The organism is Actinotignum timonense (assembly GCF_030216305.1).
Lineage (GTDB): Bacteria > Actinomycetota > Actinomycetes > Actinomycetales > Actinomycetaceae > Actinotignum > Actinotignum timonense_A.
In genome coordinates, this window is the sequence record NZ_JASOKT010000016.1 from 14550 (window position 1) to 41345 (window position 26796).

Genomic DNA, 26796 nt, shown 5'->3' on the forward strand with positions numbered 1-26796 from the left:
TGGAAGTCACGGTCGCGTTCCTGGGTGCGGTCGCGTTCCTAGGCGCGGTCAAGCTCGCGGTCACGCGCGTGGTTGCGGTCGCGACCGTGTTCGCGGTTGCGGTCCCAATCCATCTGCACCGCGAGCGCAGCGAGGAGTAGATCCAGGGTGTGGGGTTGGTAGCGAGTCAGTTCGGAGCCGGGGTGGCGCGCGCTACCGGCTGCGGCACCGGCTGCGGCACTTGCCGCGGAACTTCCTGAGGCCCCCGCGCGGGAAGGCCCGGTGCTTTCCTGGGCACGTAATTGCGCGAGGCGCTGCGCGGCCTGGTGCCGCAGATACTCGCGTAGGTCTTTATGACCGCGGGTAAGAACGACGTCGCCATCCGCTCCGGCAGCGAAAATCCGGCGAGCATGGGCGCGCCGTTCGTTGGCGCGTTCCCGCTCTGCCGCGAGTTCTTGTTCGGCGTTCTGGAGGGAGCGGGTGAGCTGGTCAATGCGCTCTTGCATCTGGAGGATGCGGGCGATGCCGGCCAGGTTGATGCCATCCTCCTGGGACATGCGTTGAATTTCTTGGAGGCGTTCCACATCCTCCAGGGAGTAGCGCCGCCCGCCTCCGCGGGTGCGCCGAGCGGACACCAGCCCCAGGCGGTCATATTGGCGCAGCGTCTGGGCGTGCATGCCCGCGAGTTCGGCCGCTACTGACACCGTGAGTAACGGTGCGCGTCGATTCGCCATACCTCCTCAACCTCCTTTGTTGGGGTTCCGGGCCCGGCCCCGTGCGGGGCCGGGCTAGCCGGGTTTTTCGTTCCTTGTGCCGCTTCGCTAGTGCTTCACGCTAGCTTGGTTAGCTGTTCGCATGAGCTTCGCTAGCACTTCGCCTAGACCTTGGCCATGCGAATGAAATCCGTGCGCGGATCGGCATCGCCTGTGGCCTTGGCGAAGAGTTCCACGGTTTTGCGGGCGTCATCCGAAAGCCGGGTGGGGACCACGACCTTGAGACGCACGTACATATCCCCGGCCGTGCCTTTGGCCGTGAGACCCTTGCCGCGCACCCGCAGAATTTTATCCGTGGAGGAACCGGCCGGGATTTTCACCCGGACGGTGTGCCCTGCCAGTGTGGGTACTTCTACGGTAGCCCCGAGAGCGGCTTCCGGGAAGGATACCGGGACATTGACGTAAACATCTTTGCCCTGCACCTCGAAAACCGGGTGGGGCTCCACGTGGACGGTGACGATAATATCGCCAGCCGGCCCGCCGTTGAGACCCGGATGCCCCTTCCCAGCGATCCGAATTTTCTGGCCGTCGCTCACACCGGCCGGGACTTTCGCGGTCACGGACTTGCCGGAAGCGGTTTGGATTTTCACGGTGGCCCCGTCCACAGCCTGGCGGAGCGGGAGCGAGACCGCGGCGGTCATATCAGCACCCTTCTGGGCTCGGCGCTGGGAGCCGAATCCGGCGAAACCTCCGCCTCCCTGGCCGCCTCCGAAAAGTCCGCCTAGCACGTCCTCGAAGTTGCCGCCGAAGCCGCCTGCGCGGGTGCCGCCCGTGGAGGATGAGGCGTGGTAGGTTCCACCGCGCCCGCCGGAGAACATGGAGAAGATGTCCTCGAAACCGCCGCTGCCTTGCCCACCGGCCCGGAAGCGGGGCCCGCCGGCCCCGAGCGCCCGGATCGCATCGTATTGTTTGCGATCCTCCGGATTGGAGAGAACTTGGTAGGCCTCCCCCACCCTCTTGAACTTTTCTTCGGCGTCCTTCGAGCCGCCATTCCGATCGGGGTGGTAACGGCGGGATAGCTTCCGGTAGGCCTTTTTAATATCCTCCTGGGTGGCGTCTTTTTTCACGCCGAGTTCCTGGTAGAAATCCTTATCGAGCCAATCTTGGCTTGCCCCTGCCATATGCTCACCTCCCCTTTCTTATCGTGCTGTGTGTATTGCGTGAAGCCTGCCCCCCCCCACTATTCCGGTGAGACCACTCCCACCCGGGCCGGGCGGAGCACCTTATCCGCCACGGTGTATCCGGGTTGGATAAGCGTCTCGATAGTTTGTGAGGTGGCTTCCGCAGAGGATCGATTCATGAGTGCCTCGTGGTACTCCGGATCGAATTCATCACCAACCGCCCCGAAACGCGCCACCTTGAAGGTGGAGAAGAGAATCTGCTCCACCTTCTCCGCGATCAAGCCGGTGGGGCCTTCCAGGTCCCCGTGCTGGCGAGCCAGCTCCACATCATCAAGAACCGGAAGCAAGGCCTCAATCACCTTGAGAGTGCCCGAATCACGGTGCGCTCCGGCTTCCTGCTTGGAGCGGCGCACGTAATTCGTGTACTCCGTCTCGGTGTTGTAGAGCGAGGCCTGGGCGCGTTTGAGCTGGTCCTCCAGGGTGCTAATGGTCGCCATTGCTTCGCTCAGCGGATCGGCCGCAACTGCCTCAGTATCGCCTGCGCCGGATTCAGCACTAGAAGCTTCAGCATCGGATTCCTGAGAATCGGATGCCTGGGCAGCGCCAGCCGCGCCAGCTTTTCCAGCGCCAGCCGCGCCCGCCTCGGGTTCCTGAGCCGTGCCCGTGCCGGATTCACCTTCACCTGCCGGCGAGGCCGCGGCGGTAGCTGCGTCGTCGTTCCCAGAAACAGCGCCCGCGCCGTTACCGGCGCCCGCGCTTTCCCCGGCACCAGAACTAACAGCAGGCTCCTCCGCGCTTTCCGGGCCGTTGCGCTTCAGATCGTCCTCACTCATTACTTATTCTCCTCATCGTCCACGACTTCGGCGTCGACGATATTGTCGTCAGAAGAACCGGACGCACCGGAACCACCCGCGGCACCGGAGGCATTCGCGCCGCCGTTCTGCTCAGCGGCCTGGGCCTGCGCGTAAATTTCCTGCCCGATCTTCTGCGATTTCTCGTTGAGTTCGGCCAGGGCGCTCTTGACGTCCTCCACGTTGCCGGTGCCCTTGAGGGTTTCGCGTACCTTGGCGATGGCCTCCTCCACTTCGGTGACGGTGGCATCGGTGAGCTTGTCCTTATTGTCCTTGATCAGGCGCTCAATGGAGTACGCGGTCTGCTCGGCCTGGTTGCGGGTATCGGTTTCTTCCTTGGCCTTGGCATCTTCCGCGGCGTGTTCCTCAGCTTCCTTGACCATGCGGTTGATTTCCTCTTCGGAGAGGGCCGAACCGCCGGTAATGGTCATGGACTGTTCCTTGCCGGTGGACTTATCACGGGCGGACACATGCACGATGCCGTTGGCGTCGATATCGAAGGTGACCTCGATCTGCGGCACCCCGGACGGAGCCGGCGCGATCCCGGTCAGATCGAAGGTACCCAGCGGCTTGTTATCGCGCGTGAACTCACGTTCACCCTGGAACACCTGGATGGATACCGAAGGCTGGTTATCTTCCGCGGTGGAGAAGGTTTCCGAATGCTTGGTGGGGATAGCGGTATTGCGCTGGATGAGCTTGGTCATCACGCCGCCCTTGGTTTCAATACCGAGGGAGAGCGGGGTGACGTCGATAAGCAAAACATCCTTGCGGTCCCCGGTGATCACACCGGATTGCAGCGCCGCACCCACGGCCACAACCTCATCGGGGTTGACGCCCTTATTGGGTTCACGCCCGTTGGTGAGCTCCTTGACCACTTCGGTCACGGCCGGCATACGGGTGGAACCACCCACCAGCACCACGTGATCAATATCGGAAATCTGGATGCCCGCATCGCGAATCACGTTCATGAACGGGGTCTTGGTGCGGTCCAGCAGATCCTTGGTCATATCCTCAAACTTGGCGCGGCTGAGGGTTTCATCCACGTGGATCGGCCCGGATTCACTCATGGAAATATAGGGCAGCGAAATCTGGGTGGAGGTCGCGGCAGACAGCTCAATCTTAGCCTTTTCCGCGGCTTCCTTGAGGCGCTGCAGCGCGATCTTATCCTTGGACAGATCCACACCGGAGGCGTTCTTCACCTGATCAACCAGCCAGTTGACGATGCGCTGATCCCAATCATCCCCACCGAGCTTGTTATCCCCGGAGGTGGCCTTCACCTGGATGAAGGAGAAATCATCCTCATCCTTGCCCACTTCCAGGAGGGAAACATCAAAGGTGCCGCCGCCCAGATCGAAGACCAGAATCGTTTCGTCTTCCTTGCCTTTTTCCAGGCCGTAGGCCAGCGCCGCGGCCGTGGGTTCGTTGACGATACGCTGCACATTCAGGCCGGCGATAGTGCCGGCATCCTTGGTGGCCTGGCGCTGCGCGTCATTGAAGTAGGCCGGCACGGTAATAACCGCATCGGTGACGGTATCGCCCAGGTAGGCTTCCGCATCCTTCTTCAGCTTCTGGAGAATAAACGCGGAAATCTGCTGCGCGTTGTATTCCTTACCGTCAATATCAACCTTCCAGTCATCACCCATATGGCGCTTGACGGACGAAATCGTGCGATCAACATTGGTGACAGCCTGGCGCTTGGCCACTTCACCCACGAGTACTTCTCCGCTCTTAGAGAAGCCCACAACGGACGGGGTGGTGCGCGCACCTTCCGCATTCGCGATCACCGTGGGTTCCCCGCCTTCGAGGACGGCCACCACGGAGTTGGTTGTTCCCAAGTCAATACCTACTGCACGTGCCATGATTGCTCCTTCTGCATTCGTGCCGCAGATCCGCACACCGGCGGTACCGGCCGCGGACCCTTCGACAAAGTTTCCTTCCAAGTCTGAACGATCCGAGAACCTATGTCCAATCGGCTCGCCCTTTCTTGAGTCCACCTAACTCAACCTTAGGGGCATGGTTTTTATTCCCGCCCACTTTTCGCGAGCTACGTCACGTCCTTGCGCACCCTCTTTTTTCGGTACGACGACGCCGCTGCGCCATCCCGGAATCCGGCTGGCCACGCCAGGTAGACTTGCACCATGACTCTGAGCATCGGTGTGGATGTTGGCGGCACGAAGGTGGCCGCCGGCGTCGTCAATGAACAAGGTGAAATTTTGCAGCGGGTCCGGCGCCCCACGCCGCGCCAGGATTCCGAGGCCTTTATCGCAACCATCGCCGCCTGCGTCAATGACCTCAAATCCTCGGGGGCTACCACCGTTGGAATCGGGCAGGCCGGCTATATCGCCGCGGATCGCGATACGTTGATCTACGGCACGAATGTGCCCCTACAGAACGGACGGCTCGGTTCACGTATCGCTGAGCTCACCGGCATGCCCGTCGTCGTTGAAAATGACGCTAACGCGGCGGCCTGGGCCGAATACCGTTTCGGTGCGGCCGCGGATGCGGAATCTGCCGTTGTGGTGACGCTCGGCACCGGGCTGGGCGGCGGCGTCATCATGAACGGGAATCTGCTGCGCGGAGCTTTCGGTTTCGGCGCGGAAATCGGGCATATCCACATGGTTCCGAACGGGCCGCTGTGCGGGTGCGGATCGCGCGGGTGCTGGGAAGTGATGGGCTCGGGTAGTGCGCTGGTGCGTTTCGCCACCGAACGGGCCGCGAATTACCCGAGCGGGGCCGCTCGTATCCTGGAATTGGGCGAAGGGCGCGTGACCGGCCCGGCCGTGACCGCGGCCGCCCAGGAGGGCGATGAGATGGCCCTCGATGTTTTCAATGAGCTCGCGCATTGGAATGCCATCGGTTTGGCGGATATGGCCACCATTTTCGATCCGGAAATCTTCGTGATTGCCGGCGGGGTAAGCGAGGCTGGTTCGCTCGTGCTTGATCCGCTGGTACGCGAATTCCCCGAAGTTCTCCCCGTGGCGAAATACCGGACGCTGCCGGAGATTCGCCTCGCGCGGCTCGGGAACGACGCCGGGATTATCGGCGCCGCGGATCTGTCCACGATTGAGTAACGTGGCTGGCTAGCCAACGTGCGTGAGCTGCACGCCAGTACGATTTAGCGCGCACAGAACCGCAAGTAACCGTCTGAGCTGCGCGCCGGAATACGCTTCCCGGTTTCCACCGCTAGCGAGCATTTCCGGCGCGCAGCTGATTTTTGTTTCGAGGGCGGTTTTTCTGTCATAGGCCACCTTTAGGATGAGCCTATGAATGAAAACATAACTACTGGCGCGTCCGCCACCGCGCGCGCCGCTGAACAAAGTGCCGCGGATTACCGCACCATTACGGAAGTTTCTGATTACCGGCAGGCCGAACGCCTGGTAGATGCGCTCTCGGATGCCGGGTTCCCGGTGGAAAATGTGCGTATCGTCGGCGTGAATCTGGAAAGCGTGGAGCAGGTGACCGGGCGCCTGACTACCGGGAAGGCCGCGCTCTACGGCGCGGCGGGCGGGGCCTCCTGGGGCCTCTTCTTCTCCTTCTTCTTTATCCTTTTTGCGCCGGCCGTGGTGCTCTGGCAGGTGCTCCTCTTCGGGCTTGCCTGCGGGGCGGTGCTCGGTGCCATTATGGGTGCGATCTCGCACGGGTTTACCGGTGGGCGGCGTGATTTCGCTTCGGTGCGGGCCACCACCGCCAATTCTTATGAGGTGCAGGTGCGTAGAGCTTTCGTCAATGAGGCTTATGCAACTTTGGCGCAGGCCGGGTATTCGGTGAGCTAAGAATTCAGCTTCACCGTGCTCGCAGCGGAGCTACCCACTACTATGGTGGGTGGCTCTGCTGCCGAACGTGAGGGGAACTTATGGTTGTACGCCACGAAATCCGCCCGCCTATTACCCGGCTTCCGGACGGGACCATCAAACAGATCAACCCGTTTTCCGGTACCGAAGTGTGGACCCAGCCGGGCCGCGCTAACCGGCCTCTCAAGGCGGAAGTTCCCATCGCGGAACCGCTGAGTGCGGATCACCCGGAAAACTTCTGTTCTTTCTGCGCGGATCGAGTGCTGGAAACACCGCCGGAAAAGGCGCGCATCGTTGGCAACCCCGCCACGGGTGAAGCTCGGATCACCTATGATGCCCCGGTGGATTCCCTGGCGGACCCGTGGGATTTCCGGCGAGTTCCCAATCTTTTTGAGATTGTTCCTTTCCAGTACTGGACCACCAACTACCAGTACGAACTCACCACCCGCCGCCAGGATGCTTTTGAGCGCTACACCTCGGATGCGGCCGGGCGCGCCCACGTGCTTTCCGTGGCGCATAACAAGGCCATTGCCTCGGGCATGGATGAGGATGCCTGGAATGCACTTCCGGAGCGGGAGCGCCTCTTGAGCGCACTGCCGTTCTACGGGGGCGGGCATGACCTCATTATCGGGCGCCACCACTATGTGCCAGGTTCAGATTCCACCGCGAATCGGGCTGGCTCGGGTACCCTCACCCCGGCTGAGCACTACTGGTACTTCCTGCTTACCGCGGATGCCATGCGCGATCTGTACGAGCAGAACCGCTACGTCAAATACGTGCAGGTCTTCCAGAATTGGTTGCGGCCGGCCGGTGCCTCCTTCGAACACCTCCATAAGCAGCTGGTCTCCATTGATGAGCGCACCGTCAATCACCGCTACGAAGTGGATCGGGTGCGCGATAACCCCAATATTTTCAACGAGTACGGGGTGGATTACGCCGGCTACCACAATCTCGTTATCGCGGAGAACAAGTACGCGGTGGCCTACGCCGGGTTCGGGCATCGCTATCCCACCCTCGAAGTGTGGTCGCGTTCGGAAGCATCTCAGCCTTTCGAGCACACCCGCCATGAATTGCGCGCGGTTTCGGATCTGGTGCATGCCATGCACGCGGCCACCGGCCCGGATATTCCCACGAATGAGGAATGGTACGCACCTTCGCGGGATATGGAAGTAGCAACCCCGTGGCGGGTGCTCCTCAAGTGGCGCACCTCCACCCTTGCCGGTTTTGAAGGCGGCACCAAGATCTACGTCAATACCATTGACCCGTGGTCCTTGCGGGATCGGGTGGTTCCCCGCCTGCTGGAGCTGCGCGCCGAAGGGGCGATTGCTTCCACGATCAATATCGCCACCGAATGCAGCTGCGAAGTCAATTCGCTGCGTTACGGAATGGGTGAATCAGGAGTGCGCGGAAGGTAGTTGGACCGCGGCCGGAGCCATCCTCACTCGCGGCCGCACCCGCCCCGACCTGGCGCATAGAAAGGAGACTTTATGTCTCGGATTTCTGAGACAGCCCTCGTTTTTGAGGGCGGCGGTATGCGCGCGAGCGCCACCGCCCCGGTGGTTATCAAGCTCATCGAGGCCGGGCTGGAGTTCCCGCATGTTTCGGGGATTTCGGCGGGTTCCAGTCACGTGGCGAATTACCTGAGCCGTGACCCGCTGCGGGCCCGGCGTTCTTTCGTGGAATTTGGGGCAGATCCGAATATCGGAAACTGGCGGACCTTCCTCAGCGGCAAGGGCGCCTTCAATTCGGATTATATTTACCTTCACACGTCGCGCCCGGGCCAGGCACTTCCCTTTGATTTCAAGACTTTCCAGTCCACGCCCGGAGATTTTGATATCAGTGCTTTTCGTTTGAGCGACGGCGCCGCCGTGCACTGGCACCGCGGCGATATTAAGGTTCTTGACGATCTGTTGGTGCGGGTGCAGGCGTCCTCAACGATGCCCGGCATCATGCCTTTCGTAACGCTCGACGGTGAGCTTTATGCCGACGGCGCGCTCGGGCCATCCGGGGGTATACCTATTGATGCCGCTGAGGCTGCTGGCTTCGAGCGCGCCGTCGTTATTATGACGAAACCGCGCGATTACGTGCGCCCAGCGCCTTCCCGAAAGGCAAGTGCGCTGATCCGGGCGGCTTTCCGCAAATACCCCCACCTCATTACCGCGCTGGAGGAACGCGCCACAAAGTACAACGCCACCCGGGCCCATCTTTTCGATCTGGAAGCGCAGGGGTGGGCCTATCTCTACTTCCCGCGCCACCAGCTGACTTCGAATAGGGAAACCACTGTGGCGAAGCTGGAAGCCTCTTTCACGGCCGGCACCGCCCAGATCAACGAGGACTTCGCCGCGATCCTGCGCTTCCTCGGGGTTTAGCTGCACTGTTCAGGAAGATTAGTTAACCTGCGGCAACCAGCCGCCCGCTATCCATGCGCACCACCCGGTCGGCAACGGTCGCCGCTTCGGCATCATTGTGGGTCACGTAGACCGCCGTCGTGCCGGCCTTTTGCAGCACCCGGCGCAGGAATACCGCCAGGTCCTCCCGCAGGCGGGTATCGAGGGCGGAAAGCGGTTCGTCCAGGAGCAGCACCCGCGGGCGCGCCGCCAGGGAACGCGCCAGAGCCACCCGCTGGGCTTGCCCACCCGAAAGAGTCGTGACCGCCCGTTTGGCATAACCGCTGAGTTCCACCAGCTCCAGCCAGCGCTCGACCTCCGCTGCCACCTCGGCGCGCGAACGGCCCTTCTCAATCCCGTAGGCAATATTTCCGCCCACGCTGCGATTCGGGAAAAGCTGCCCGTCCTGAAAAACCATGCCCACCCCGCGCCGATGGGTGGGAACCGCCGTCATATCAGCGCCGTCGATCAGCACCTGCCCGCGCACCGCTTCCAGCCCGGCGATCCCGCGCAACAGCGAGGATTTCCCCGAACCGGACGCCCCCAGCAGCGCCACGGTCGTGCCCGACTCCACGCTCAGATTCACGCCGCGCACCGCCTCGAAACCGTCCGGGTAACGCACCGACACGTCACGAAGTTCTAACACGAAGCTTTCCTTTCTGCTGCGTTAATAACGACGACGCAGCCCCGGCAGGCGCCGCCATTTCACTCAGTGCCATCAGGCCCCCGGTGACCGTACCGAGCATCACCGCCCCCGCCATCGCGGTCCCGTAATTTTCCGCCCCGGGCCTCCCCAGGAGCTGGCCGATCAGCACCGGAAGCGTGGTGGAATCACTGGTGGCCAGGAAGGATGTGGCACCGTACTCCCCTAAAGAAATGGCCAGGCCGAAACCTGCCGCCACCGCGAGCGCGCGGGCAGCCAAGGGCAGGTCGATACTTCTCCAGACCCTCCCCGGGCCGGCCCCCAGGGTGGCGGCGGCCTCGCGCAGGCGCGGGTCGATGGCCCGCACCACCGGGAGGATCACCCGGGCCACGAGGGGAAGGGCCACCACCGCTTGTGCCACCGGCACGAGCACCTGCGCGGAAGGTACAAGCATGCGAATGGTGAGGAATAATCCGAAACCGACCGTCACCGCGGAAACCCCCAGCGGCAGCAGGGCGATCCCTTCCGCCGCCGCACTCACCGGCCGCGGCGGAGCCCACGGAGAAGCCAACGCGAAAGCCAGCAGCGCCCCGAGGAGCAGGGCAAGTGCGGCAGCGCTCAGGCCCGTTGTCAAAGAATTCCGGAGCGCATCGGAAGCCGAGACCCCCGAGAATCCGGAAGAACCGATGAGATTGCGGTAGTTCTCCAGCGTCCAGGTACCCGAACGCTGGAAGGAGCGCGCCACCAAGGTGAGGAGCGGGGCTCCAATAAGGAAAATAACGGTAGCCGCGCTGATGAGCAGCGCCGGAATATCACTCCGGCTCACCTTCCTCCGGGCGGCCGGGCGCAGGCGCAAGGCCGCCGAAGTGCGCCGGGTGGCCCGGGCCGCCACCGCGGTGGCAATCCCAACGATCACCACTTGCAGCAGCGAAAGCACCGCCGCAGCCCGTAAATCAAGGAAGGTGGTAGTTTGCACCCAGATTTCAGTTTCGAGGGTCCCGTAGCCGGGCGCACCTAAAGTTTGGACGATTCCGAACGACGTCGAACAAAATAAAAAGACAATAGCCGCGCCGGACGTAATAGCCGGGGCCAATTCCACAAGGGTGACGGTACGGAAAGCCCGCCACGGGGAGGCGCCCAGGGTACGGGCCGCCTCCGCGTGCGGGGGAAGCGCCGCCCACAGCGGCCCCACCGTCCGCGAAATCACCGCGGTATTGAAGAAAACCATGGCCGCGACCACCGCCCACGGGCTGGAATCCCAGCCGAGGAAACCGTAGGGGCCGTCCGCGCGCAGCAGCGCCCGGAACGCGGTACCCACCACCACGGTGGGGAGCACGAAAGGCACCACCACGAAGGCCCGCACCACCCGCACCCCGGGAAGGCGCAGCCGGTAAAGCACATAGGCGAGGGGAAGCCCGAGCATTACCGAGAACGCGGTGCTGGCCGCTGCCATCCACAGGGTTTGCCCGGCGACTTTCCAGGTGCGCGGGCGGGTGAGCTCGGCGGCAAAACCCGCGGTATCCACCCCGGCCGGGGTGACGAGCCCGCGCGCGAGCATCGCCACCACCGGCCACAGGAAGAACACCGCGAGGAAAAATAGCGGGACCGCGAGCGCGAGGGCAACCACCAGGGAAGCTCCGTGCGGGCGCGGGATACGGAATGCGTTACTCACATTCCTGCGGTGTCACGCCAGGCGCGGATCCATTCGGCGCGCTGGGTGCCCACTTCTTTAGCGTCCAGCACGATGGGGTCCGTGACACGCGGGGCGTGCTGCTGCCAGCTCGCGGGCAGTTCCACATCGGCCACCGGATACACGTACATCGACTCCGGGATGGCTTTCTGAACATCCTCGGAAAGCAGGAAGTCGATAAAAGCCTGCGCGCCTTCCGGGTTCTCTGCCCCGCGCAGTACCCCGGCGTATTCCACCTGGCGTACGCAGGTCGATTCGATCACGCCGGTGCGCCCGTTTTCAGCGGCCGGGGAGGAAGAATAGGAAACCACCAGCGGGTAGTTTCCCTTGCCTTCCGAACCGGAAAAATCGGTGTAGTAGGCATCCGTCCACGAACCGGAAATGCGGGTGCCGGCCCCGAGTAGCTGGCCCCACAGCTGGGAGAGCCCCTCCGTTCCCCCGGCAACGTGGGCGGTCGCGGCCAGGAAAGCCAGGCCGGGCGAGGAAAGCGCCGGGTTTTCCACCGCGAGCAGCCCGGCGTATTCGGGGCGGGAAAGATCGGCGAAACTCAGGGGCGGAATCATATTTTTCTGGGTGAACCACTCGCGGTCGTAATTCACGCAGACTTCGCCCTGGTCGATGGGATTGAGTTTCCCTTCCAGGGCGGTCACTCCCGCGGGGAGTTTCGGGGAAGAATAATCGGCGATGGTGTTACCATCAAGCGCCTGGTAGGCGGTATAGGTATCCACCCCGAACACCATATCCGCACCGGGTTTGCCATCCGCCAAGACCAATTGGTTAACAACCTGGCCGGTATCCCCGGGTGCTGATTTCACGATGGTGTACCCGGATTCTTTCTCGAAGCGGGCGATGAGCTCATCGGGAAGGTTGAATGATTCGTGGCTGACCACCCGAACTGTGGTGGGCTGATCGCTCGCTGCCGGAGAGGCGGCGTCGTCGTTCTTTGAGCAGCCGGCCAGGGCCAGTGCCGCAACCATCGCGGCGGCCGCAAGTGCGCGGGCGCCGTGCCTATTTTTCTGGACCATGCATCCTCCTCAGGATATAAGGAGGGTCTCCGCGGTGCGGAGGAGAGATCTCGACTCCCTTCGCCGGTACTAACCGGATCAGGTTCGAGGGTCTGCGTGCCGCGTGCCGGCCGCACTCTCAGCGCTGCTGCGCTCCCCTGTCGTGCCGTCCAGTCTAGTACGGAGGTCCCGTATTTTCACGCCTGCGGCGGCGGTGCGGATCGGTGCCGACACGGGCACGGAACCGGATCGGCGCCGCGCGAACCTTAGGCCCGGGCGCGCGCCTGCGAATCGATCACTTCGCCCTTACCGTACCATTTGGCGGCCTGGCGCTGGGTGAGCTGGGAAACGGCCGCGGCCACCCCGGCCGACACCACCGCGAAAATCACCGCGTCCACGAGCGGCGCGTTCGGATCCTCCGAATCGGGAATCTCCCGCCCGGAAATGCCCTTCCACACCACGTCCACGATTTTATTGGCGACGATCCCCGAGAGCACTCCCACGCCCGCGCTCACAACTTTCCAACCGATATCCATAACGTCCCTTTCTTCGCGCGGCGCGGCCCCGGCCAGATGCGGCCGGGCACCCGGCACCGCCCTCGATCATTAGTGCGTGGAGGTGCTCCCCCGCGCGGAATTCTTCTCCTGTCCAGAACTATTATGACTCAGCCCACGCCCGAAGCGCAGGTCCTCGCGCAATTCGTCCACAACCATGGCATCCGAATCGATGCGGCCGGTGCGGTACCCGGCGCGCGAGAGCATATGCGCGGAGATGGGCGAGGTGATGAGCTGACAGCCGATCACGAGGAGCAGCGTCCACGTCATCGAGGGGTCACGCACCAGGCAGGCCGCGCCCAGACAACCCATGATCAGGGAGAGGACCTGCGGTTTGGTGGCCACGTGCAGGCGCGTCATGAGGTCCGGGTAGCGGAACATGCCGATGGCGGCCACGAAAGTGAGGGTGGCGCTGGCCAGCATGAGCGCGGCGCCGATAATATCCCAGGGGCTCACGGCCGGGCTCCTTCCTGCGCGCCCGCGGTATCCGGTTGCGCACGGCCCGCGGCATCCGGTTTCGGAAGGCGAGCGGTATCCGGGTGGATGCGGCCCGCGGCGGGCGGCTCGCGGTCCGGATCGTGGGCGGGGCTTTCGTCTTCTTCTTCGTCGGTTGTTTCGCGTTTGTTCGCCTTTTCGAGGCGCCGCATTTCCTTCGGGTCGTTTTGGTCCACGGGCCGGATGAAGCGTGCCACGGCCACGGATCCGAGGAAACCAACAATGGCGACGACGACGAATACCGCCAGCAAATCCGCTCGCCGGGTCACCGCCGCGAGCAGGCAGAGCGCCCCCACCATAATCGAGGTGATAACATCGAGCGCCCCCACCCGGTCAAGGACCGTGGGGCCTTTGACGATGCGAACCGTCACCAGCAGCGCGGAGATGGTCAGCAGCACCCCGCAGATCACCATCACAATAATCACCGTTCACCTCCGGAACTATCGGGAGCGAAGGGAACGGGCAAACGCCCGGCCTTGGGGCTGGAGCCGGGCACGAATCCGGCCTGCACCAGCTCGCTGCGGGAGGCGAAAGCGCGCAGCACCCGCTCCTCCAGGTCGAGTACCGATTGGTGCGCCGCGCTCACTCCCCCGGCCATGCCCACGTCAAAGACATGCACATAGAGGGTGCCCGTGGCGGCGTCGGTATCGATGACGAGCGAGCCGGGCACCAGGGTGGACATCCCGGCGGTAATCGCCAGGTAGGCATCGGAGTGGGAGCGCAGTCGCACGCGGATCACCGCGCCGCGCGGGGTGGCGCGCCGCAGAATAAACCAGGCTTGCTGCCAGGAGGCATGCACGAGGTCACGCACGAAAATCGCAACCAGCCGGATCACACCCCAGATGCGGAACCGCCCATCGAAAGACGCGGTGGGGAAAGGCGCCACTTCAGTCACGAGGAGGGCGAGGGCAAAACCGGCCACAATATTGGCGGCGCTCACCTGCCCCCACAGCAGCACCCACACAATGGTCAGCCATACCAGCACCCCCAGGGAGGCGCTCGGGAAACGGCCTTCGCGCCGGGTGACCAGGCGGATTGCTTCACTATCGCGACTCATTGCTCACCTCCGGAAACTGTGGGAACGGGCGTGGGACCTTGCGCGGGAACGGGCGTGGGACCTTGCGCGGGAACCGCCGCGGGCGCAGGTGTGTGGAACGACGGCGCACCGCTCGGCACGGGTGCGCCGGTCGGCACCAGTGTGGCCGCGGGCGTCGGACTCGGGGAGCGCAGCAGGCGCGGGCTTTCCTTCGGTTCGGGAGTTTGGGTGAAGGTGCCGGTATCCGGGGTGGAATCCTCGTGGGGCACCACGGTTTCTTCATCCACCTCCGGGGAAATCCCGGTGCCGCGATCCCAATCGGGAAGCACCGCGCTGATATAGGGGGTGCGGGCTTCCAGCTCGGCGGCGGCACCGTCGGTAAACGAGCGCAGCGGCGCGGCCGCGAAGGTAATACCGAGCATGACCGCGATGAGCCCAGAGGCGGAAATCACCATGCCGCTCGGGTAGGTGGTGGAGGGCAGCTCCGCCGGAGCCTCCTGCCAGAAAGCCATATTCCAGGCGCGGATCACGGCGTAAAGCGTGAGGAGCGAGGTGACCAGGCCGGCCGCAATAAGCACCCAGTCAATCGGGGTTCCGCGCGCGGCACTCGCTTCCAGCAACCCCACTTTCCCGAGGAATCCGGACAGCGGCGGAATACCGCCCAGGGAGAGCGCGGGAAGGAAATAGAGAACCGCAACCATGGGGGCCGCTCGCATAATGGAGCCGAGCCGCACGAGCGACGTCGTTCCTGCCACCCAACCGATGAGGCCCACCACCAAGAACAGCGCGGTCTGCACCACTATATGGTGCACGGCGTAGAAAATCGTGGAAGAAAGCCCGGCTTCGGTGGAGATGGCGATACCCCAGATGAGGTAGCCAATATGGCTGACCAGGGTGAAGGAAAGCAGACGTTTAATATTTTCCTGCGCGATCGCGCCGAGGATACCGATGAGCATGGTGGCCACCGCGAAGCCGGCGAGGATATCGTCCAGGCGCCCGCCCGGGAAAAGCAGCACCTGGGTGCGGATAATCGCGTACACGCCCACTTTGGTGAGCAGGCCGGCGAATACCGCCGTGACCGGGCCGGATGCGGTGGGATAGGAGTCGGGCAGCCAGGCGGCCAGCGGAAAAATCGCGGCTTTCAGGCCGAAGGCCACGAGGAAGAGGATCTGGAGGACCATGCGCATTCCCGGATCCACCTGCGGGAGTTTAACGGCCAGGTCGGCCAGGTTCACGCTGCCCACCGCGGCGTAGGTGAGGCCGAGTGCGGTGAGGAAGATGAGGGAGGAGACCATGGAGACGATCACGTAAACCGAGCCGGAACGCATGCGTTCGGCCGTGCCGCCCATGGTGAGGAGCACAAAGGAGGCGGCCAGCAGGATCTCAAAGCCGACGTACATATTGAACAGATCGCCGGTGAGGAAAGCATCGGAGACCCCGGCGGAAAGAATCATGAAGGCCGGGTAGTACACCGAGGTGGGGGCGCCGCGTTCGCCATCTGCCACGCCCTGGAAAACCGAATACACCAGCACGATGAGGGTCACCGTGACCGAGGTGGTGAGCATAATCGTGGAGAGCCGGTCGGCCACCAGGGAAATGCCCACGGGCGCCGCCCAATTGCCCACGTCCAGGGTGATGGGGCCGCGCGCGGAAACGAAGAGCAGAATGACCGCGACCACAAGGACGATGGAGAGCATCCCCACCGCGGTCCAGGCCTGCACGCGGCGCCGGCGCGGAATCGCCAGGAGCACCCCGGCGGCCAGCAGGGGCAGCACAATGGGAACGGCTAGCAGCCAGGAAATCATCGCCGCGCACCTCCCGCATTTTTACCGTTTCCCAGCGAGCCGTCCACGCCGTGGGTGGCATTCGGGTTGGCCACGTAGCGGTGCCGGCGGCGTTTGGGATGCCGGCGGTTCCAGCGGCCCAGGCGCCCGAAACGCGGGGCCGGGGTATCGGTTTCGTCGCGGAATTCCGCGGAGGTTTCCTGCAAGTCTGTTCCCACTTCGGATCGCTGGCTGCTTTCTTCCAGTTGCTGGCGAACGGCGACGGCGCGATCCTCCACGTCGTCGCGCACTTCGTCATCATCGCGCAGCTGCCAGGTGCGGTAGGCCATGGCCAGCAGGAAGCCGGTGGTGGCCAAGGTAATCACGATGGCGGTGAGCATCATGGCCATGACCAGCGGATCCGCCCACAGATCCGGCGAGCCGTTGCCGATAAAGGGCGGGTTGCCGGTGCGGCCGCCCGCGATGAGGAAAAGAATATTGACGCCGTTGGAAAGGCAGCCCAGCCCGAGGATGACCCGCGAGAGGGAGCGCTCCAAAATAAGGTAGACGCCTACCGCAACGAAAACCCCGCACATGAGGATGAGGGCGAGAGATACGCTCATTGCTGCTCTCCTTCCGTTGCTGCATCGCGCTGTTCGGCGGCCATAGCCAGGCGCTCGGCTTCCTGTTGCGGGGAGGTGCGCTCGCTGAGGCCGGCTTGGGATTCCATTTCTTCGCGCAGGTTCTGGCGGGCGTCGTGGGAGGGTTCGATGCGAATATCGGCATCCCACACGCCTTCTTCCATTTCCCCGTGCCGGTCAATTTCCGCGCCGAGGGACCGCAGAATTTCGGCGACCAGACCAACAACCGCGATATAGACGCCGGTGTCAAAGATGAGCGCCGTCGTAAAATGAACGTCCCCAAAAATCGGAAGTACCATATCGATTTTCGCGGTTTGCAGCGGGTTACCGCCCAACAGGATCGGGGCGAGCGAGGAAAGAGTGGCCAGGCCCAGCCCGGTTCCCAGCAGGTGGGCGGGGAGGATGGGGAGGGTGGCGCCCAGTTCGAAACGCCCGCCGGCCAGGTAGCGCAAGGTCAAGGCGATGCCGGCCAGCAGTCCGCCAGCGAAGCCGCCGCCCGGCATATTGTGCCCGGCGAAGAGGAAGAAGAGCGAAATAATGAGGATGGTGTGGAAGACCAGGCGGGTGCCGATTTGCAGCATCATCGGGCGGGAGGCCACGCCCGGGCGGTTCGCGGAGGCGAGCCAGACCCGGTTGCGCCCCGAACGCCGCGCTTCTTCTTCCGCGCGCACCGAGTTGCGCACGTATTCCGCCGGGTCCTCGCCCAGGCGGCGCCAGCGTTGCGCCCGTTCGCTTTTCGCGCCGAGGATATTGCGCAGCCGGTCTGTGCCGCCGAAACGGTCGCGTACGAAGAGGAGGGAGGCGATGCCGACGGCGCAGACCACCAGCACGGAGGTCTCACCCATGGTGTCCCACGCCCGGATATCCACGAGGGTGACATTGACGATATTGCGCCCGTATCCGAAGCGGAAGCCTTCGTCGGCGAAGAGCTCCGAAATCGGGGCGTGGGTGCGCACCCCGGCCGCGAGATAGGCGAGCCCCGCGAAAAGCAGCCCCATGATGGCCGCGAAAACAATGCGGAAGCGCTGGGTGCCTTTGGTGCGGCGGGAAGAGAAGTAGGAGGGTAGGCGGCGCAGCACCAGCACGAAGACCACGAGCGTGAGAGTTTCGGAAAGCACCTGGGTGAGAGCCAGGTCCGGGGCCCCGTAGATCTCGTAGGTGAGGGCCACGGCGTAGCCGCCGATTCCCATGAGGATCACAGCCTTGAGGCGGTGGCGGGAAGCCGCGGCAAGCAGCACGCCCAGGCAGCCAACCACGGCCACCGCGGCCTGCGCCCAGCTATCGAAGAGCCGCGGCACCACCAGGGTGCCCACCGGGTTGGTGAGCAGCGCGATTCCCACGGTAATGAGCAGGAACCAGAAAATGGTGAGGAGGTAGGTGGGAAGCGAACCGGATTGGGTGCGGGCGGTGACGGTCATGGAGAAACGTTCGGTGCCCGAAACGATGCGCTGGTAGGCTTCCTCGGCGCTGGTGCGGATGGCGTGGCGCTGGGTGAAGGCGGAAATGCGGTGGCGCTGCCAGAAGAGGAGGCAGCCGGTCGCGAGGATGGCGAGGGTCACCAGGAAGGGCCCGTTGAAGCCGGACCACAGGTGCAGGTGGCCCTGGTAGGGGGCTAGTACCGGGTATTGGGCCAGGTACTGCTCCAGGAAGGTGCTGATGGGCGTGGTTGCGAGCCCGGCCACCAGGCCCGCCGTCGCCAAAATACCCACGGGCCAGATCATGACCGCGGAAACGTCACGCACCTCGGTATCTTCCACGCGCGGTTTGCGCATGAACGCACCCCACCAAAAACGCAGGCCGTAAGCCACCGTGAGCGCCGAACCCACCGCGATGAGCACAAGCACCGCAATATCGGTGGCGCTCCCGCCCCACAGCGCACCGAGCGCACCTTCTTTCGCCACGAAGGCCGCGAAAGGAGGGAAGCCCATCATGGAGGCATCCGCCATCCCCGCAAAAGTGGCAACCGCGGGCATATTGCGGCCCACATTCGATAGTTCGCGCAGGTCACGGGTGCCGGTGCACACGTCCACGATGCCCACGGAAAGGAAGAGCGCGGATTTGAAGAGGGAGTGGGCCAGCAGCAGCATGAGCCCGGCCAGCAGCATCGCGGAATCCCCGTAGCCAACGAACAGAATAATGAGCCCGAGCTGGGAGACCGTGCCGAAAGCGGTCACCAATTTGATATCGGTTTGTTTGAGGGCCCGGTAGCCGCCTAGCAGCACCGTGTAGGAGGCGAGGATGATCACCATCCAGTGCCAGGCCGGGTTATGCGCGAAACCGGGGGCCAGGCGCGCCACCAGGTACACCCCGGCTTTGACCATCGCCGCGGCGTGCAGGTAGGCGGAGACCGGCGTGGGCGCGGCCATGGCGGCCGGCAGCCAGAAATGGAAAGGCACCAGGGCGGATTTGGAGAACGCCCCGATAAGTACAAGTACGACGGCGCTCGTAAGCAGCGCGGAATTCCCCGGGGAGATTGTTGCTTCGTGGGAAGCCACCACGAGCTCGTGCAGCGAGAAGGACCCCCCGGGCATGACGCCGAGCATGGTAATTCCGCCCAGCATAGCCAGCCCTCCGGCCGTGGTCACAATAATGGCCTGGAAGGCCGCGCGCCGCGAGGATTGGCGGTCGGAATAGTGGCCGATGAGGAGGAAGGAAAAGACTGTGGTGAGTTCCCAGTAAATATAGAGGGCGATGGTGTTATCCGTGGTGACCAGGCCGAGCATCGCGCCGGCGAAAGCCACGAAGATCGCGCCGAATCGGCCCAGGTAGGAGGCATCGCGTTTGAAATACCGCGCCGAGTAGAAGAGCACCGCCGCGCCCACGCCGGTGGCGATGAGGGCGAGGAGCAGGCCGAGGGCATCGATGCGGATATCGAGGTCCATGCCCAGTTGGGGTACCCAGGTGAGGGACTGCTGGTAAACATCACCACGGAGGATGCGGGGAATGAAGCTGAGAAGCCAGAGGAAGGTGCCAGCCGGGAGGAGGGCGAGGATTGCGAAGCCGAAACGCCCGCGCTGCATCACGAGCGGTGCACACAGTGCCCCCACCGCAAATAGCAGGAGCACGTATGCCACGGCAGCCTCCGTCCCTTCGACCTTTGCCATGCACGCGGGGTGCGCTACGTGTTCTACGTGCGCCGCGTGCCGAACATACGCCACGGAGCCCCTCCGCGGGTGACCTGGCGCGATGCAGCTGGTAGGTGCGGGCGCCGGTTTCTTAGGCGGTGGAGCTCGTTGTTAACGCATGGAACATCATTACAGTAGCGAAAATATGCGGGAGTGTCCCGTGTTTCCGCTCTCGATGAGACCGCGCGGCCGGGCTTGCTTTGGGAGCGCGAGGCTTGCTAAGGCTGGCGCGCTTCGGGCAGTTTGCTAGATGCGGCACGCTTCGTGCGGTGCGCCAGATGCGTTGTACTAAGGCTGGAGTTTAGTTATCGGCTTCCGGGTAGTGGGTCACGTCGATACGGTGGAAATTAAGGTGGGAGCGCGAGGCCGTGGGGCCGCGCTGACCCTGGTAGCGCGAACCGCTTGCGCCAGCTCCGTAGGGATTATTGGCCGCCGAGGAGAGCTGGAAGAAGCAGAACTGGCCCACTTTCATGCCCGGGTAGAGCTTAATCGGCATCGTTGCCGTATTGGAAAGCTCAAGGGTGACATGCCCGGAGAAGCCCGGGTCGATGAATCCGGCAGTGGAATGGGTGAGGAGTCCCAGGCGCCCGAGGGAGGATTTTCCTTCCAGGCGAGCTGCGACGTCGTTCCCCAAGGTGACCTGCTCAAAAGTGGAGCCGAGCACGAACTCTCCCGGGTGTAAAACGAATTCGCCGTCGGCGGGGACTTCTACCAGGCGCGTGAGGTCGGACTGGTCCGCGGCCGGGTCGATGACCGGGTATTTGTGGTTATCGAAGAGTCGGAAGAAGCGGTCGAGGTGAATATCGATGGAGGAGGGCTGCACCATCGCCGGATCCCAGGGGTGCAGGGCGATGCGGCCCTCGCTCACGGAGCGCAAAATATCAACATCGGAAAGTAACACGCCTAGATTCTGACACGCCCGCGCGGGTGGGCGCCACCCGCGCGGCGGTATATGGAGTAATTGAAGCAATTCGGGCGCGCTTTGCGCCGCGAGCGCTGGACCGCACGTGCCGCGGGAACTGAGCAACACGTGCCGCAAGCACTAAGCCACGAACGCGCTTTGCGCTGGCGGGGATGGCACGCTAGGATAATCACCTAGTGATTCTTTCGCGCCTGCGGTTCGGCCGCGTGCGTGAGGTTTCACCGCTCTCGCGGGCGTAGTTCATCGGTAGAATGGCAGCTTCCCAAGCTGCAGAGGCGGGTTCGATTCCCGTCGCCCGCTCCACCTTAGGCTTACCGCTCACCGACGAAACAGCTCGTCATGAGATCCGGTTCGTTTTCCAGTTCCGCAAGGTTCCATTGCCGTTTGGTGGCTTTCTTTTTGAGGTCTCTGCTGAATGCCGGAGCGAATTTCGCCTGTAGGCGCCTGCTCATGTCAAGGCCGCTTCAATGAGGTCGCGTCCAGTCTCATAACTTTTACCGCTGCCCGAGGCAATCATTTCCCGAGTCTCATGAATAGCTCGAAGGCTTTCCTCGTTCGGGCGCTTGTAATCGAAAGACAAAGGAATCGAGTTAGTGTTCACCATTTCGGTGAAAAACGCTCGCACAACGGACGATAGGTCTAGCCCGTAGGATTCCACGACACTTGCCGCCCCATCCTTCAATTCGCTATCAAGACGGATAGTAAGACTACTCGACGCCATTTCTCCTCCAGCCGTTGATCGCACTGACAGTTTGGGGCATTTGTTAGTGCACCAGCAAGCGTCTAGCTGTGCCATCCAGCCGCCACGAAACACAAAAGTTCCACGCCGCCAGCTGGCCGCAGTGAGCGGAACCGCTGAACAAAGAAAATCCTCAACGAGAATTGCGGCTTAGAATCGAAGCATCAGCACTACCACCAACCTCCAAGGAGGGATGACGGTGACTAATGAATGCGCAGAATCTGCCAAGATCAATGAGACCACACAGCCAGACGATGCCGAGCTCGCGAAGGCCTCAGCCGCCCTCATAAGAACAAATGCGCACGTGTACGAGGAACTGGCGAAGTGAAGTACCTAAGCATGCCCGCCATAGACCTTTATCACCACAACCCCAACCGCTAAAATTCATCGGTGGCCGCGCACTGTGGGCCCACGCTGCGGGCCCGAGCTGCACGGCGCCGGCATCAGTCACGCCAAGCGCGGCTACGATTCGAAAACAGGCAGAAAAGGGATAACCGCATGGATGAGGAGAAGGCCATCGGCACTGAACAGCCGCGCAGGAAGCGGCGCGGCTGGCTGCCACTATCCGAAACGCTCTCGCTGATTTCGGTGGTTATCGCGGTGGCCGTCCTCGGCTTGAATATTTACGACCGCCACGAGGCGATCAAAGCCGAGCAGTTCTCCCAGGCCAACCAGGCCTTCACCCAAAATAAGATCACCGCGGAGGAACACCGCACCGACACCGGGAAAATCGGCCGGCAGATCACCTCGAGTTTCCACAACGCCTCCCCCAACCCGGTTTTCGACCTCACGCTCGCACTGCCCGCACCGCTCGACGGCCTCACCGTCTCCGCCGACCACTATCACGAATTCCGGCAAACCGCCGCCGGCTACGAAATCACGTTCCCCACGCTCCCGCCGAAAGAAAAAGCCGAGTACGTGGGCACCTACGGCGACGCACTTTTCGGCGACCGGCCCCCGCGCGCCGTTATCAACGAAAACTTCCGTTTCTGTTTCACGGACGTTAACGGCCAGCGCTGGCTCGCCGACCATCGCGGAGCCCAGCGTATTTCGTCAACAACGCAGTGCATTCCCGATAAGAACGACGACGCCGCCTAGCCCGCTGCCAGCACACATGGCTACGGGAAGCTGGCCCGCACGGTTGGCTACACAGCCACTCTGGATGAGTCCTCTATTTTGAGCGTGTACATCGTCGAAAAAACGGTGAACGACAGCACCAGCAGCACGATCAGGCATACCCCGGCCACCGGCAGCAGAATCATACGATCCACGGACTTCACCACAAAGGGCAGGGCCGCCACCGCGCCAAATAGCACAATAAGGCCAATAATGGCTCCCTTCTTGAGGCGATAGCTGAGATAGACGTCATCACCTTCCGCGGCGGAGAAAGATACGGGATTGCTCTTGAGGGGAACCAGCGTTCGCACCTGGGCAACGCAGGCGCCGTCGCCCACCTCAAAAACATTATCGCGTTCGGGAAGCAGTACTTCCGGGCGTTTCTTTCCGTTCACGCTCAAATAGTGGCGGCTCCTATCATCGAAGAAGGACCACCGCCTTCTCACATGTAGCCGTGCCATAACTCGCACCTCCTTGTGCCTACATAACCGCACCCCTACATAACGATGTTACGCATAATTTTATCGCATTTATTCTGCGCGGCATTCAATTTAATTGTTCCCACTATGGCCGGCGGCGCTCCTCCCCTCTAGGATGGGGGAAGAACCAGAAAGGAGGCCGCATGCGTGATATTGCACCCTATTCACAACGCAAGCATTATGAACTGCCCTCTTCTCTGAATGCGCTTCGTGGCCCTGGCATGGGTGGCACTCTCTACCTCGACCACTCGATCATCTGGGCACCAAATTCTCAGACGATCCATCTTGAAAGCAACGGCCTCATCAAGCGCGGTTATACAGCGTTGATCAACGAGGGAACTACCGAGCAACAGGAGCGCTGGCTCAATCGGGAACTCCTCATGCAGGTCTGGCCAACACTTAGTTTGCCGTGGCGCGTCTACGAGATGTGGGAATCAAAATTCCCAGAGCTGCCGGAGAATCGGATCTTCCATGGAAAATCTCGAATTTCAGCGTAAACTCACCCGCCTCATCCTCTCGAAGATCAACGAGTACGGCTTCGTTCTGTGCGGCTCGGGAGCGCTACGTGAGCACGGGATTATTACGCGCCCCACCGAAGATATCGACCTTTTCACCGTCCAGAAGCATGCAGATACGTTCCCGCTGGCGTACCAGAAGGTAGTGGAAACGTGCATCGAATACGGCTTCAAGGTTGCGACGACGCACGCAAGCGGCCAGTACGCCAACCTGGTCATCTCCGACGGAGATAACGTTTTATCCATCGATATGGGTGTTGATTGGCGTGGCTTCCCTCCGACTACGTTACATATCGGCCCAGTTCTGGCGGAGGAAGATGCCGCGGGCAGCAAAGTCGCCGCGTTGTTTTCCCGCGCAGAACCGCGTGACTATTTGGATGTGGATTCACTTCGCCGAAGCGGGCGCCATACCGACGACCAGCTCATCACCCTCGCCAAGGAAAGCGATCTCGGATTCGACATGGGATTCTTTATTCAGCGCTTAGAAGCCTGCGCTTACGTGGACTTCGACGAGGTAGCCCAGTACGGCATCTCCGAAGAAGAATTCCACGCCATTCAAGAACGCTACACCCAGTGGCATACAAGCCTGAACAGGTAAGGCGGCACCCACCCCTCTCTGTTACCCGCACATTCGCCAGCAATAAAAGACCTGGTCATACGTCACAGGGAATCGGTTTTCAACCCTCTGACCTGCGGATTAGAATAATGATACGAATTCTCTATTCAAATCAATGTTGTATTCATTGTTCAACGATTGGGAAATAAGGAAGGGATCTCGTGACCTCTTTTCGTAAGATAGCGGGTGCCACCCTGGCGGCCACCCTTATATTCTTCGGCGGCACACCCGCGCTCGCCGATCCAGCTTCCCCCACGGGAGCTTCCAGCGCCGAACAAGCCAACTCCGCAAAGTTCGGCGGCGCCATCGCAAAGAACTTCTTCTTAGTCAATGGACTGACCGAGGCTGAGGTGATTGACTCCGTCAAGGCTCAGCTCACCAAGAACAACCTGAATCCCGATGAGTATGAGTTCACGGTAAAGAACCTCAGTGAGGCCAACGCCAATTCGTACGGCCCGAAGCGTAAAGATCGCGTTAAGGACGTACCGGTTATCGTGGCCAAGAAGGGGACTCCGGACACCTTCGACACTTACAACGTCAAGGTTTTCTACTACGCTCCACCTTTCGCGTTCCGGGAGGAAAACCCGGATCCCCAAAAGGGCGCCCCTCAAAATCAAAGCACCCATAACGCGGGCAAAGTAACTGTTGCTGACCCGAATAGCTACACCCTGTCCGCGGATCAGCAGGCAAAGATCGTTGACGCTTTCCTCAAGAACAACCCTGCTCTCGGTCTCACCCGTGATCAAGTCACCGTGGATGATCAAGGAAAGCTCACTATCACAAACAAAGCCGGTGAAGACGGGTTTAGCGTCGTCGTTCCCAGCAGCGAATCCGTGAGCGCTATCGGGAAGGTTCCCAATATTCTGGTCTTCTTGGATCCGTCCACGAATACAAACCAGAACAAACTGAAGTCCACTCCCGTTCCTCCGGTAACAGTTACGCTGAAAGCCGATGACTACAGCAAGGGTAAGCTCTGGGGAACTAACGCCCCGGGCCAGGGCGAGGCGTGGTCAGCCGCGAAACAGCTTTCCGGGTTCGACCTCAAGCTCGCCGGCAATACCGCCGTTATCTCCGGTCAGTATGACGCTGGTATCTCCAACTCGATTGGCGGTAAGCGTTTTATCGGAATCCGCACGGACAAAGCCCACGATATGCGCTACACCCAGTCCTTCTCGAACCTGTTCAAGGTCCGCGTTCTCCCTACGAAGCAGGACACTCTCATCCGCAGCCTGGATACCGATGCGCCTTTCACCCCTGAGGATGTGAAGGGGCTTATCGATGTGGATTACGGCAAGCTCGGAATTCTTAAGTACGGCGACGACGCGGGACTTTCTAAGCAGGATGTTCACAACGAGGTCAAGGGCAAAATCACCAAGAATATTGAGGTTCCCGGGATCAGTCACGAACCCGGCACCCAGGAATTCCCCGGCACGCTCACAACCGACCTTGGTGCGGTCTCCCCGGAGCTGACCGCTACCATCATTTACTACACGTCCAAGATTTCCGAGACAGCAGTATCCGACCCGAATAACCTGACGCCCGGCGAACAGGATGCCATCAACGCTAAGGTCAAGGAACTCAACCAGCTCAAGGACACGGACAAAGTCACCGTGGACAAGGAAGGCAATGTCACGATTGTCTTCAACCGCAACGGCAAGGACCTCGGCACGAAGACCTTCAAGGCGCCGCTCGTCACGCCGTCGTATCCGGATTCCAGTGGCAAGTCCGGTTCCACGGTTGAGGTTCCGATCTCCACGCCGGAAGGCTTCACTTTCCCGGACGGTTCCACGTTTAAGGTCGACGGCGAAGCTCCTGCTGGACTCACCGTTGGCAACGACGGCAAGATTACCTACCAGATCCCCGAGGATAAGGAGACGGGCGATGTGACGGGCACTGTGCTCGTGACGATTCCCGGCCAGCCCGATCCGGTGAAGGTTCCCTTCAAGATCGCTGTCACCAAGCCGAAGATGGCAGAGAAGATTACCTTGAAGGATCCCGATATCACCGGAGTCGTTGACCTCAATAAACTCACGCCCGAGGAAAAGACCAAGGTTAGCGATGCCATCAAGGCCAAGAACCCGGATCTGCCTACGGATGCTGAGATCACTGTCTCCGACAATGGAACTGCGACCGTGACCTACAAGGACGGTTCCTCAACTACCTTCACTCCGGACAAGACGGTTCGTAAGCTCAAGGACAATGAGAAGATCACCCTCAAGGATCCTGAGCTCACTGGAGTTGTTGATGTCAATAAACTGACCGATCCCGAACGCGAGCAGGTCAAGAAGGCTGTTGAAAAGGAGAACCCGAACCTCCCCGAAGGAACCACGATCACCGTCTCCGAAAACGGCACGGTCACCGTGACCTTCCCGGACAAGTCGACGACCACGATCACTCCGGACAAGACGGTTCGCCAGCTCAAGGACAACGAGAAGATCAAGATCAACGACCCCGAGCTCACCGGAGTTGTCGATGTCACTAAGCTGACCGATCCCGAACGCGAGCAGGTCAAGAAGGCTGTTGAGAAGAAGAATCCGGATCTTCCTACTGGCACTA

Annotated in this window: 26 protein-coding genes, 1 tRNA gene and 1 riboswitch; of the genes, 10 read left to right on the forward strand and 17 right to left on the reverse strand. The window is 61.8% G+C overall.

Annotation, left to right across the window (positions count from 1 at the left end):
- Window positions 1–38: 38 nt before the first annotated feature.
- The 4 genes from QP305_RS08720 to dnaK all read right to left on the reverse strand — a co-directional run bounded on the left by QP305_RS08720 (window position 39) and on the right by dnaK (window position 4583).
- A complete protein-coding gene (locus QP305_RS08720) occupies window positions 39–713 on the reverse strand; it encodes a heat shock protein transcriptional repressor HspR (protein WP_350309602.1) in 675 nt (224 codons plus the stop codon).
- Between the two features lie 143 nt (window positions 714–856).
- Window positions 857–1873, reverse strand: coding sequence for a DnaJ C-terminal domain-containing protein (locus QP305_RS07655; RefSeq protein ID WP_284904782.1), 1017 nt, complete (start codon window positions 1871–1873; stop codon window positions 857–859).
- A 59-nt stretch (window positions 1874–1932) separates the two neighbouring features.
- Window positions 1933–2706, reverse strand: coding sequence for a nucleotide exchange factor GrpE (locus QP305_RS07660; RefSeq protein ID WP_284904783.1), 774 nt, complete (start codon window positions 2704–2706; stop codon window positions 1933–1935).
- Window positions 2706–4583: a molecular chaperone DnaK gene (gene dnaK, locus QP305_RS07665; protein ID WP_284904784.1), complete on the reverse strand. Its 1878-nt coding sequence runs from the start codon at window positions 4581–4583 to the stop codon at window positions 2706–2708. Before dnaK ends, QP305_RS07660 begins: the two co-directional genes overlap by 1 nt.
- Window positions 4584–4862: 279 nt before the next feature.
- Here dnaK and QP305_RS07670 point away from each other — a divergent pair, with 279 nt between their 5' ends.
- The 4 genes from QP305_RS07670 (at window position 4863) to QP305_RS07685 (ending at window position 8884) form a co-directional block, all read left to right on the forward strand.
- Window positions 4863–5795 carry an ROK family glucokinase gene (locus tag QP305_RS07670; protein WP_016441863.1) on the forward strand — a complete coding sequence of 311 codons (933 nt, stop codon included), beginning with the start codon at window positions 4863–4865 and terminating at the stop codon, window positions 5793–5795.
- A 192-nt stretch (window positions 5796–5987) separates the two neighbouring features.
- On the forward strand, window positions 5988–6497 hold the full coding sequence (locus QP305_RS07675; protein WP_087069990.1) for a general stress protein: 510 nt from the start codon (window positions 5988–5990) through the stop codon (window positions 6495–6497).
- 80 nt (window positions 6498–6577) lie between these two features.
- Entirely contained in the window at window positions 6578–7930 is a 1353-nt protein-coding gene (locus QP305_RS07680) for a DUF4921 family protein (RefSeq protein WP_016441865.1), read from the forward strand.
- A gap of 72 nt (window positions 7931–8002) precedes the next feature.
- Window positions 8003–8884: a patatin-like phospholipase family protein gene (locus QP305_RS07685; protein ID WP_284904785.1), complete on the forward strand. Its 882-nt coding sequence runs from the start codon at window positions 8003–8005 to the stop codon at window positions 8882–8884.
- A 22-nt stretch (window positions 8885–8906) separates the two neighbouring features.
- On the opposite strand, the gene QP305_RS07690 is transcribed toward QP305_RS07685, so the two are convergent.
- The 11 genes from QP305_RS07690 to dcd form a co-directional block, all read right to left on the reverse strand.
- Window positions 8907–9548 carry an ABC transporter ATP-binding protein gene (locus QP305_RS07690; RefSeq protein ID WP_284904786.1) on the reverse strand — a complete coding sequence of 214 codons (642 nt, stop codon included), beginning with the start codon at window positions 9546–9548 and terminating at the stop codon, window positions 8907–8909.
- On the reverse strand, window positions 9532–11217 hold the full coding sequence (locus QP305_RS07695) for an ABC transporter permease (RefSeq protein ID WP_284904787.1): 1686 nt from the start codon (window positions 11215–11217) through the stop codon (window positions 9532–9534). The genes QP305_RS07690 and QP305_RS07695 overlap by 17 nt, the downstream gene beginning before the upstream one ends.
- Entirely contained in the window at window positions 11214–12260 is a 1047-nt protein-coding gene (locus tag QP305_RS07700) for a thiamine ABC transporter substrate-binding protein (RefSeq protein ID WP_284904788.1), read from the reverse strand. Before QP305_RS07700 ends, QP305_RS07695 begins: the two co-directional genes overlap by 4 nt.
- Window positions 12261–12298: 38 nt before the next feature.
- Window positions 12299–12409, reverse strand: a riboswitch (TPP riboswitch).
- Between the two features lie 96 nt (window positions 12410–12505).
- Window positions 12506–12775 carry a DUF4235 domain-containing protein gene (locus tag QP305_RS07705; protein WP_016441870.1) on the reverse strand — a complete coding sequence of 90 codons (270 nt, stop codon included), beginning with the start codon at window positions 12773–12775 and terminating at the stop codon, window positions 12506–12508.
- 69 nt (window positions 12776–12844) lie between these two features.
- Entirely contained in the window at window positions 12845–13249 is a 405-nt protein-coding gene (mnhG, locus tag QP305_RS07710) for a monovalent cation/H(+) antiporter subunit G (RefSeq protein ID WP_284904789.1), read from the reverse strand.
- Window positions 13246–13713 (reverse strand): monovalent cation/H+ antiporter complex subunit F, encoded by a 468-nt coding sequence (locus tag QP305_RS07715; RefSeq protein WP_284904790.1) that lies wholly within the window; start codon window positions 13711–13713, stop codon window positions 13246–13248. The genes mnhG and QP305_RS07715 overlap by 4 nt, the downstream gene beginning before the upstream one ends.
- Entirely contained in the window at window positions 13710–14345 is a 636-nt protein-coding gene (locus QP305_RS07720) for a Na+/H+ antiporter subunit E (protein WP_087069996.1), read from the reverse strand. Before QP305_RS07720 ends, QP305_RS07715 begins: the two co-directional genes overlap by 4 nt.
- Window positions 14342–16129 carry a Na+/H+ antiporter subunit D gene (locus tag QP305_RS07725; RefSeq protein ID WP_284904791.1) on the reverse strand — a complete coding sequence of 596 codons (1788 nt, stop codon included), beginning with the start codon at window positions 16127–16129 and terminating at the stop codon, window positions 14342–14344. The genes QP305_RS07720 and QP305_RS07725 overlap by 4 nt, the downstream gene beginning before the upstream one ends.
- Complete coding sequence (locus QP305_RS07730; protein WP_051278270.1) at window positions 16126–16710, reverse strand: Na(+)/H(+) antiporter subunit C; 585 nt, start codon at window positions 16708–16710, stop codon at window positions 16126–16128. The genes QP305_RS07725 and QP305_RS07730 overlap by 4 nt, the downstream gene beginning before the upstream one ends.
- Window positions 16707–19802, reverse strand: a complete 3096-nt coding sequence (locus QP305_RS07735) for a Na+/H+ antiporter subunit A (RefSeq protein WP_284904792.1) — start codon at window positions 19800–19802, stop codon at window positions 16707–16709. Before QP305_RS07735 ends, QP305_RS07730 begins: the two co-directional genes overlap by 4 nt.
- 352 nt (window positions 19803–20154) lie before the next feature.
- Window positions 20155–20754 (reverse strand): dCTP deaminase, encoded by a 600-nt coding sequence (gene dcd / locus QP305_RS07740; protein ID WP_026428605.1) that lies wholly within the window; start codon window positions 20752–20754, stop codon window positions 20155–20157.
- Window positions 20755–21004: 250 nt separating this feature from the next.
- Here dcd and QP305_RS07745 point away from each other — a divergent pair.
- Window positions 21005–21078, forward strand: a tRNA-Gly gene (locus QP305_RS07745).
- A gap of 145 nt (window positions 21079–21223) precedes the next feature.
- On the opposite strand, the gene QP305_RS07750 is transcribed toward QP305_RS07745, so the two are convergent.
- Window positions 21224–21571, reverse strand: a complete 348-nt coding sequence (locus tag QP305_RS07750; RefSeq protein ID WP_350309603.1) for a type II toxin-antitoxin system RelB/DinJ family antitoxin — start codon at window positions 21569–21571, stop codon at window positions 21224–21226.
- Between the two features lie 136 nt (window positions 21572–21707).
- Here QP305_RS07750 and QP305_RS07755 point away from each other — a divergent pair, with 136 nt between their 5' ends.
- Entirely contained in the window at window positions 21708–21842 is a 135-nt protein-coding gene (locus QP305_RS07755; RefSeq protein WP_284904794.1) for a hypothetical protein, read from the forward strand.
- 170 nt (window positions 21843–22012) lie between these two features.
- A complete protein-coding gene (locus QP305_RS07760; RefSeq protein WP_284904795.1) occupies window positions 22013–22612 on the forward strand; it encodes a hypothetical protein in 600 nt (199 codons plus the stop codon).
- A 47-nt stretch (window positions 22613–22659) separates the two neighbouring features.
- Here the strand turns inward: QP305_RS07760 and QP305_RS07765 are convergent, their stop codons facing one another.
- Window positions 22660–23025, reverse strand: coding sequence for a hypothetical protein (locus QP305_RS07765; RefSeq protein WP_284904796.1), 366 nt, complete (start codon window positions 23023–23025; stop codon window positions 22660–22662).
- Window positions 23026–23252: 227 nt separating this feature from the next.
- On the opposite strand from QP305_RS07765, the gene QP305_RS07770 reads away from it, so the two are divergent.
- From QP305_RS07770 to QP305_RS07780, 3 genes are all read left to right on the forward strand, one after another.
- Window positions 23253–23606, forward strand: coding sequence for a hypothetical protein (locus QP305_RS07770; RefSeq protein WP_284904797.1), 354 nt, complete (start codon window positions 23253–23255; stop codon window positions 23604–23606).
- Complete coding sequence (locus QP305_RS07775; RefSeq protein WP_284904798.1) at window positions 23581–24222, forward strand: nucleotidyl transferase AbiEii/AbiGii toxin family protein; 642 nt, start codon at window positions 23581–23583, stop codon at window positions 24220–24222. Before QP305_RS07770 ends, QP305_RS07775 begins: the two co-directional genes overlap by 26 nt.
- A 179-nt stretch (window positions 24223–24401) precedes the next feature.
- Window positions 24402–26796, forward strand: a 2395-nt coding sequence (locus tag QP305_RS07780; protein WP_284904799.1) for a YPDG domain-containing protein, incomplete at its 3' end; no start/stop codon positions are given.

Bases quoted from the DNA above. Each gene is read 5' to 3' on its own strand.
- QP305_RS07705 (WP_016441870.1), bottom strand. From the start codon at position 12,775: ATGGATATCGGTTGGAAAGTTGTGAGCGCGGGCGTGGGAGTGCTCTCG.
- QP305_RS07730 (WP_051278270.1), bottom strand. From the start codon at position 16,710: ATGAGCGTATCTCTCGCCCTCATCCTCATGTGCGGGGTTTTCGTTGCG.
- QP305_RS07655 (WP_284904782.1), bottom strand. From the start codon at position 1,873: ATGGCAGGGGCAAGCCAAGATTGGCTCGATAAGGATTTCTACCAGGAA.
- QP305_RS07700 (WP_284904788.1), bottom strand. From the start codon at position 12,260: ATGGTCCAGAAAAATAGGCACGGCGCCCGCGCACTTGCGGCCGCCGCG.
- QP305_RS07775 (WP_284904798.1), top strand. From the start codon at position 23,581: ATGGAAAATCTCGAATTTCAGCGTAAACTCACCCGCCTCATCCTCTCG.
- dnaK (WP_284904784.1), bottom strand. From the start codon at position 4,583: ATGGCACGTGCAGTAGGTATTGACTTGGGAACAACCAACTCCGTGGTG.
- QP305_RS07680 (WP_016441865.1), top strand. From the start codon at position 6,578: ATGGTTGTACGCCACGAAATCCGCCCGCCTATTACCCGGCTTCCGGAC.
- QP305_RS07750 (WP_350309603.1), bottom strand. From the start codon at position 21,571: ATGGCACAGCTAGACGCTTGCTGGTGCACTAACAAATGCCCCAAACTG.
- QP305_RS07675 (WP_087069990.1), top strand. From the start codon at position 5,988: ATGAATGAAAACATAACTACTGGCGCGTCCGCCACCGCGCGCGCCGCT.
- QP305_RS07720 (WP_087069996.1), bottom strand. From the start codon at position 14,345: ATGAGTCGCGATAGTGAAGCAATCCGCCTGGTCACCCGGCGCGAAGGC.
- QP305_RS07660 (WP_284904783.1), bottom strand. From the start codon at position 2,706: ATGAGTGAGGACGATCTGAAGCGCAACGGCCCGGAAAGCGCGGAGGAG.
- QP305_RS08720 (WP_350309602.1), bottom strand. From the start codon at position 713: ATGGCGAATCGACGCGCACCGTTACTCACGGTGTCAGTAGCGGCCGAA.
- QP305_RS07755 (WP_284904794.1), top strand. From the start codon at position 21,708: ATGACGGTGACTAATGAATGCGCAGAATCTGCCAAGATCAATGAGACC.
- QP305_RS07760 (WP_284904795.1), top strand. From the start codon at position 22,013: ATGGATGAGGAGAAGGCCATCGGCACTGAACAGCCGCGCAGGAAGCGG.
- QP305_RS07670 (WP_016441863.1), top strand. From the start codon at position 4,863: ATGACTCTGAGCATCGGTGTGGATGTTGGCGGCACGAAGGTGGCCGCC.
- QP305_RS07770 (WP_284904797.1), top strand. From the start codon at position 23,253: ATGCGTGATATTGCACCCTATTCACAACGCAAGCATTATGAACTGCCC.
- QP305_RS07685 (WP_284904785.1), top strand. From the start codon at position 8,003: ATGTCTCGGATTTCTGAGACAGCCCTCGTTTTTGAGGGCGGCGGTATG.
- QP305_RS07725 (WP_284904791.1), bottom strand. From the start codon at position 16,129: ATGATTTCCTGGCTGCTAGCCGTTCCCATTGTGCTGCCCCTGCTGGCC.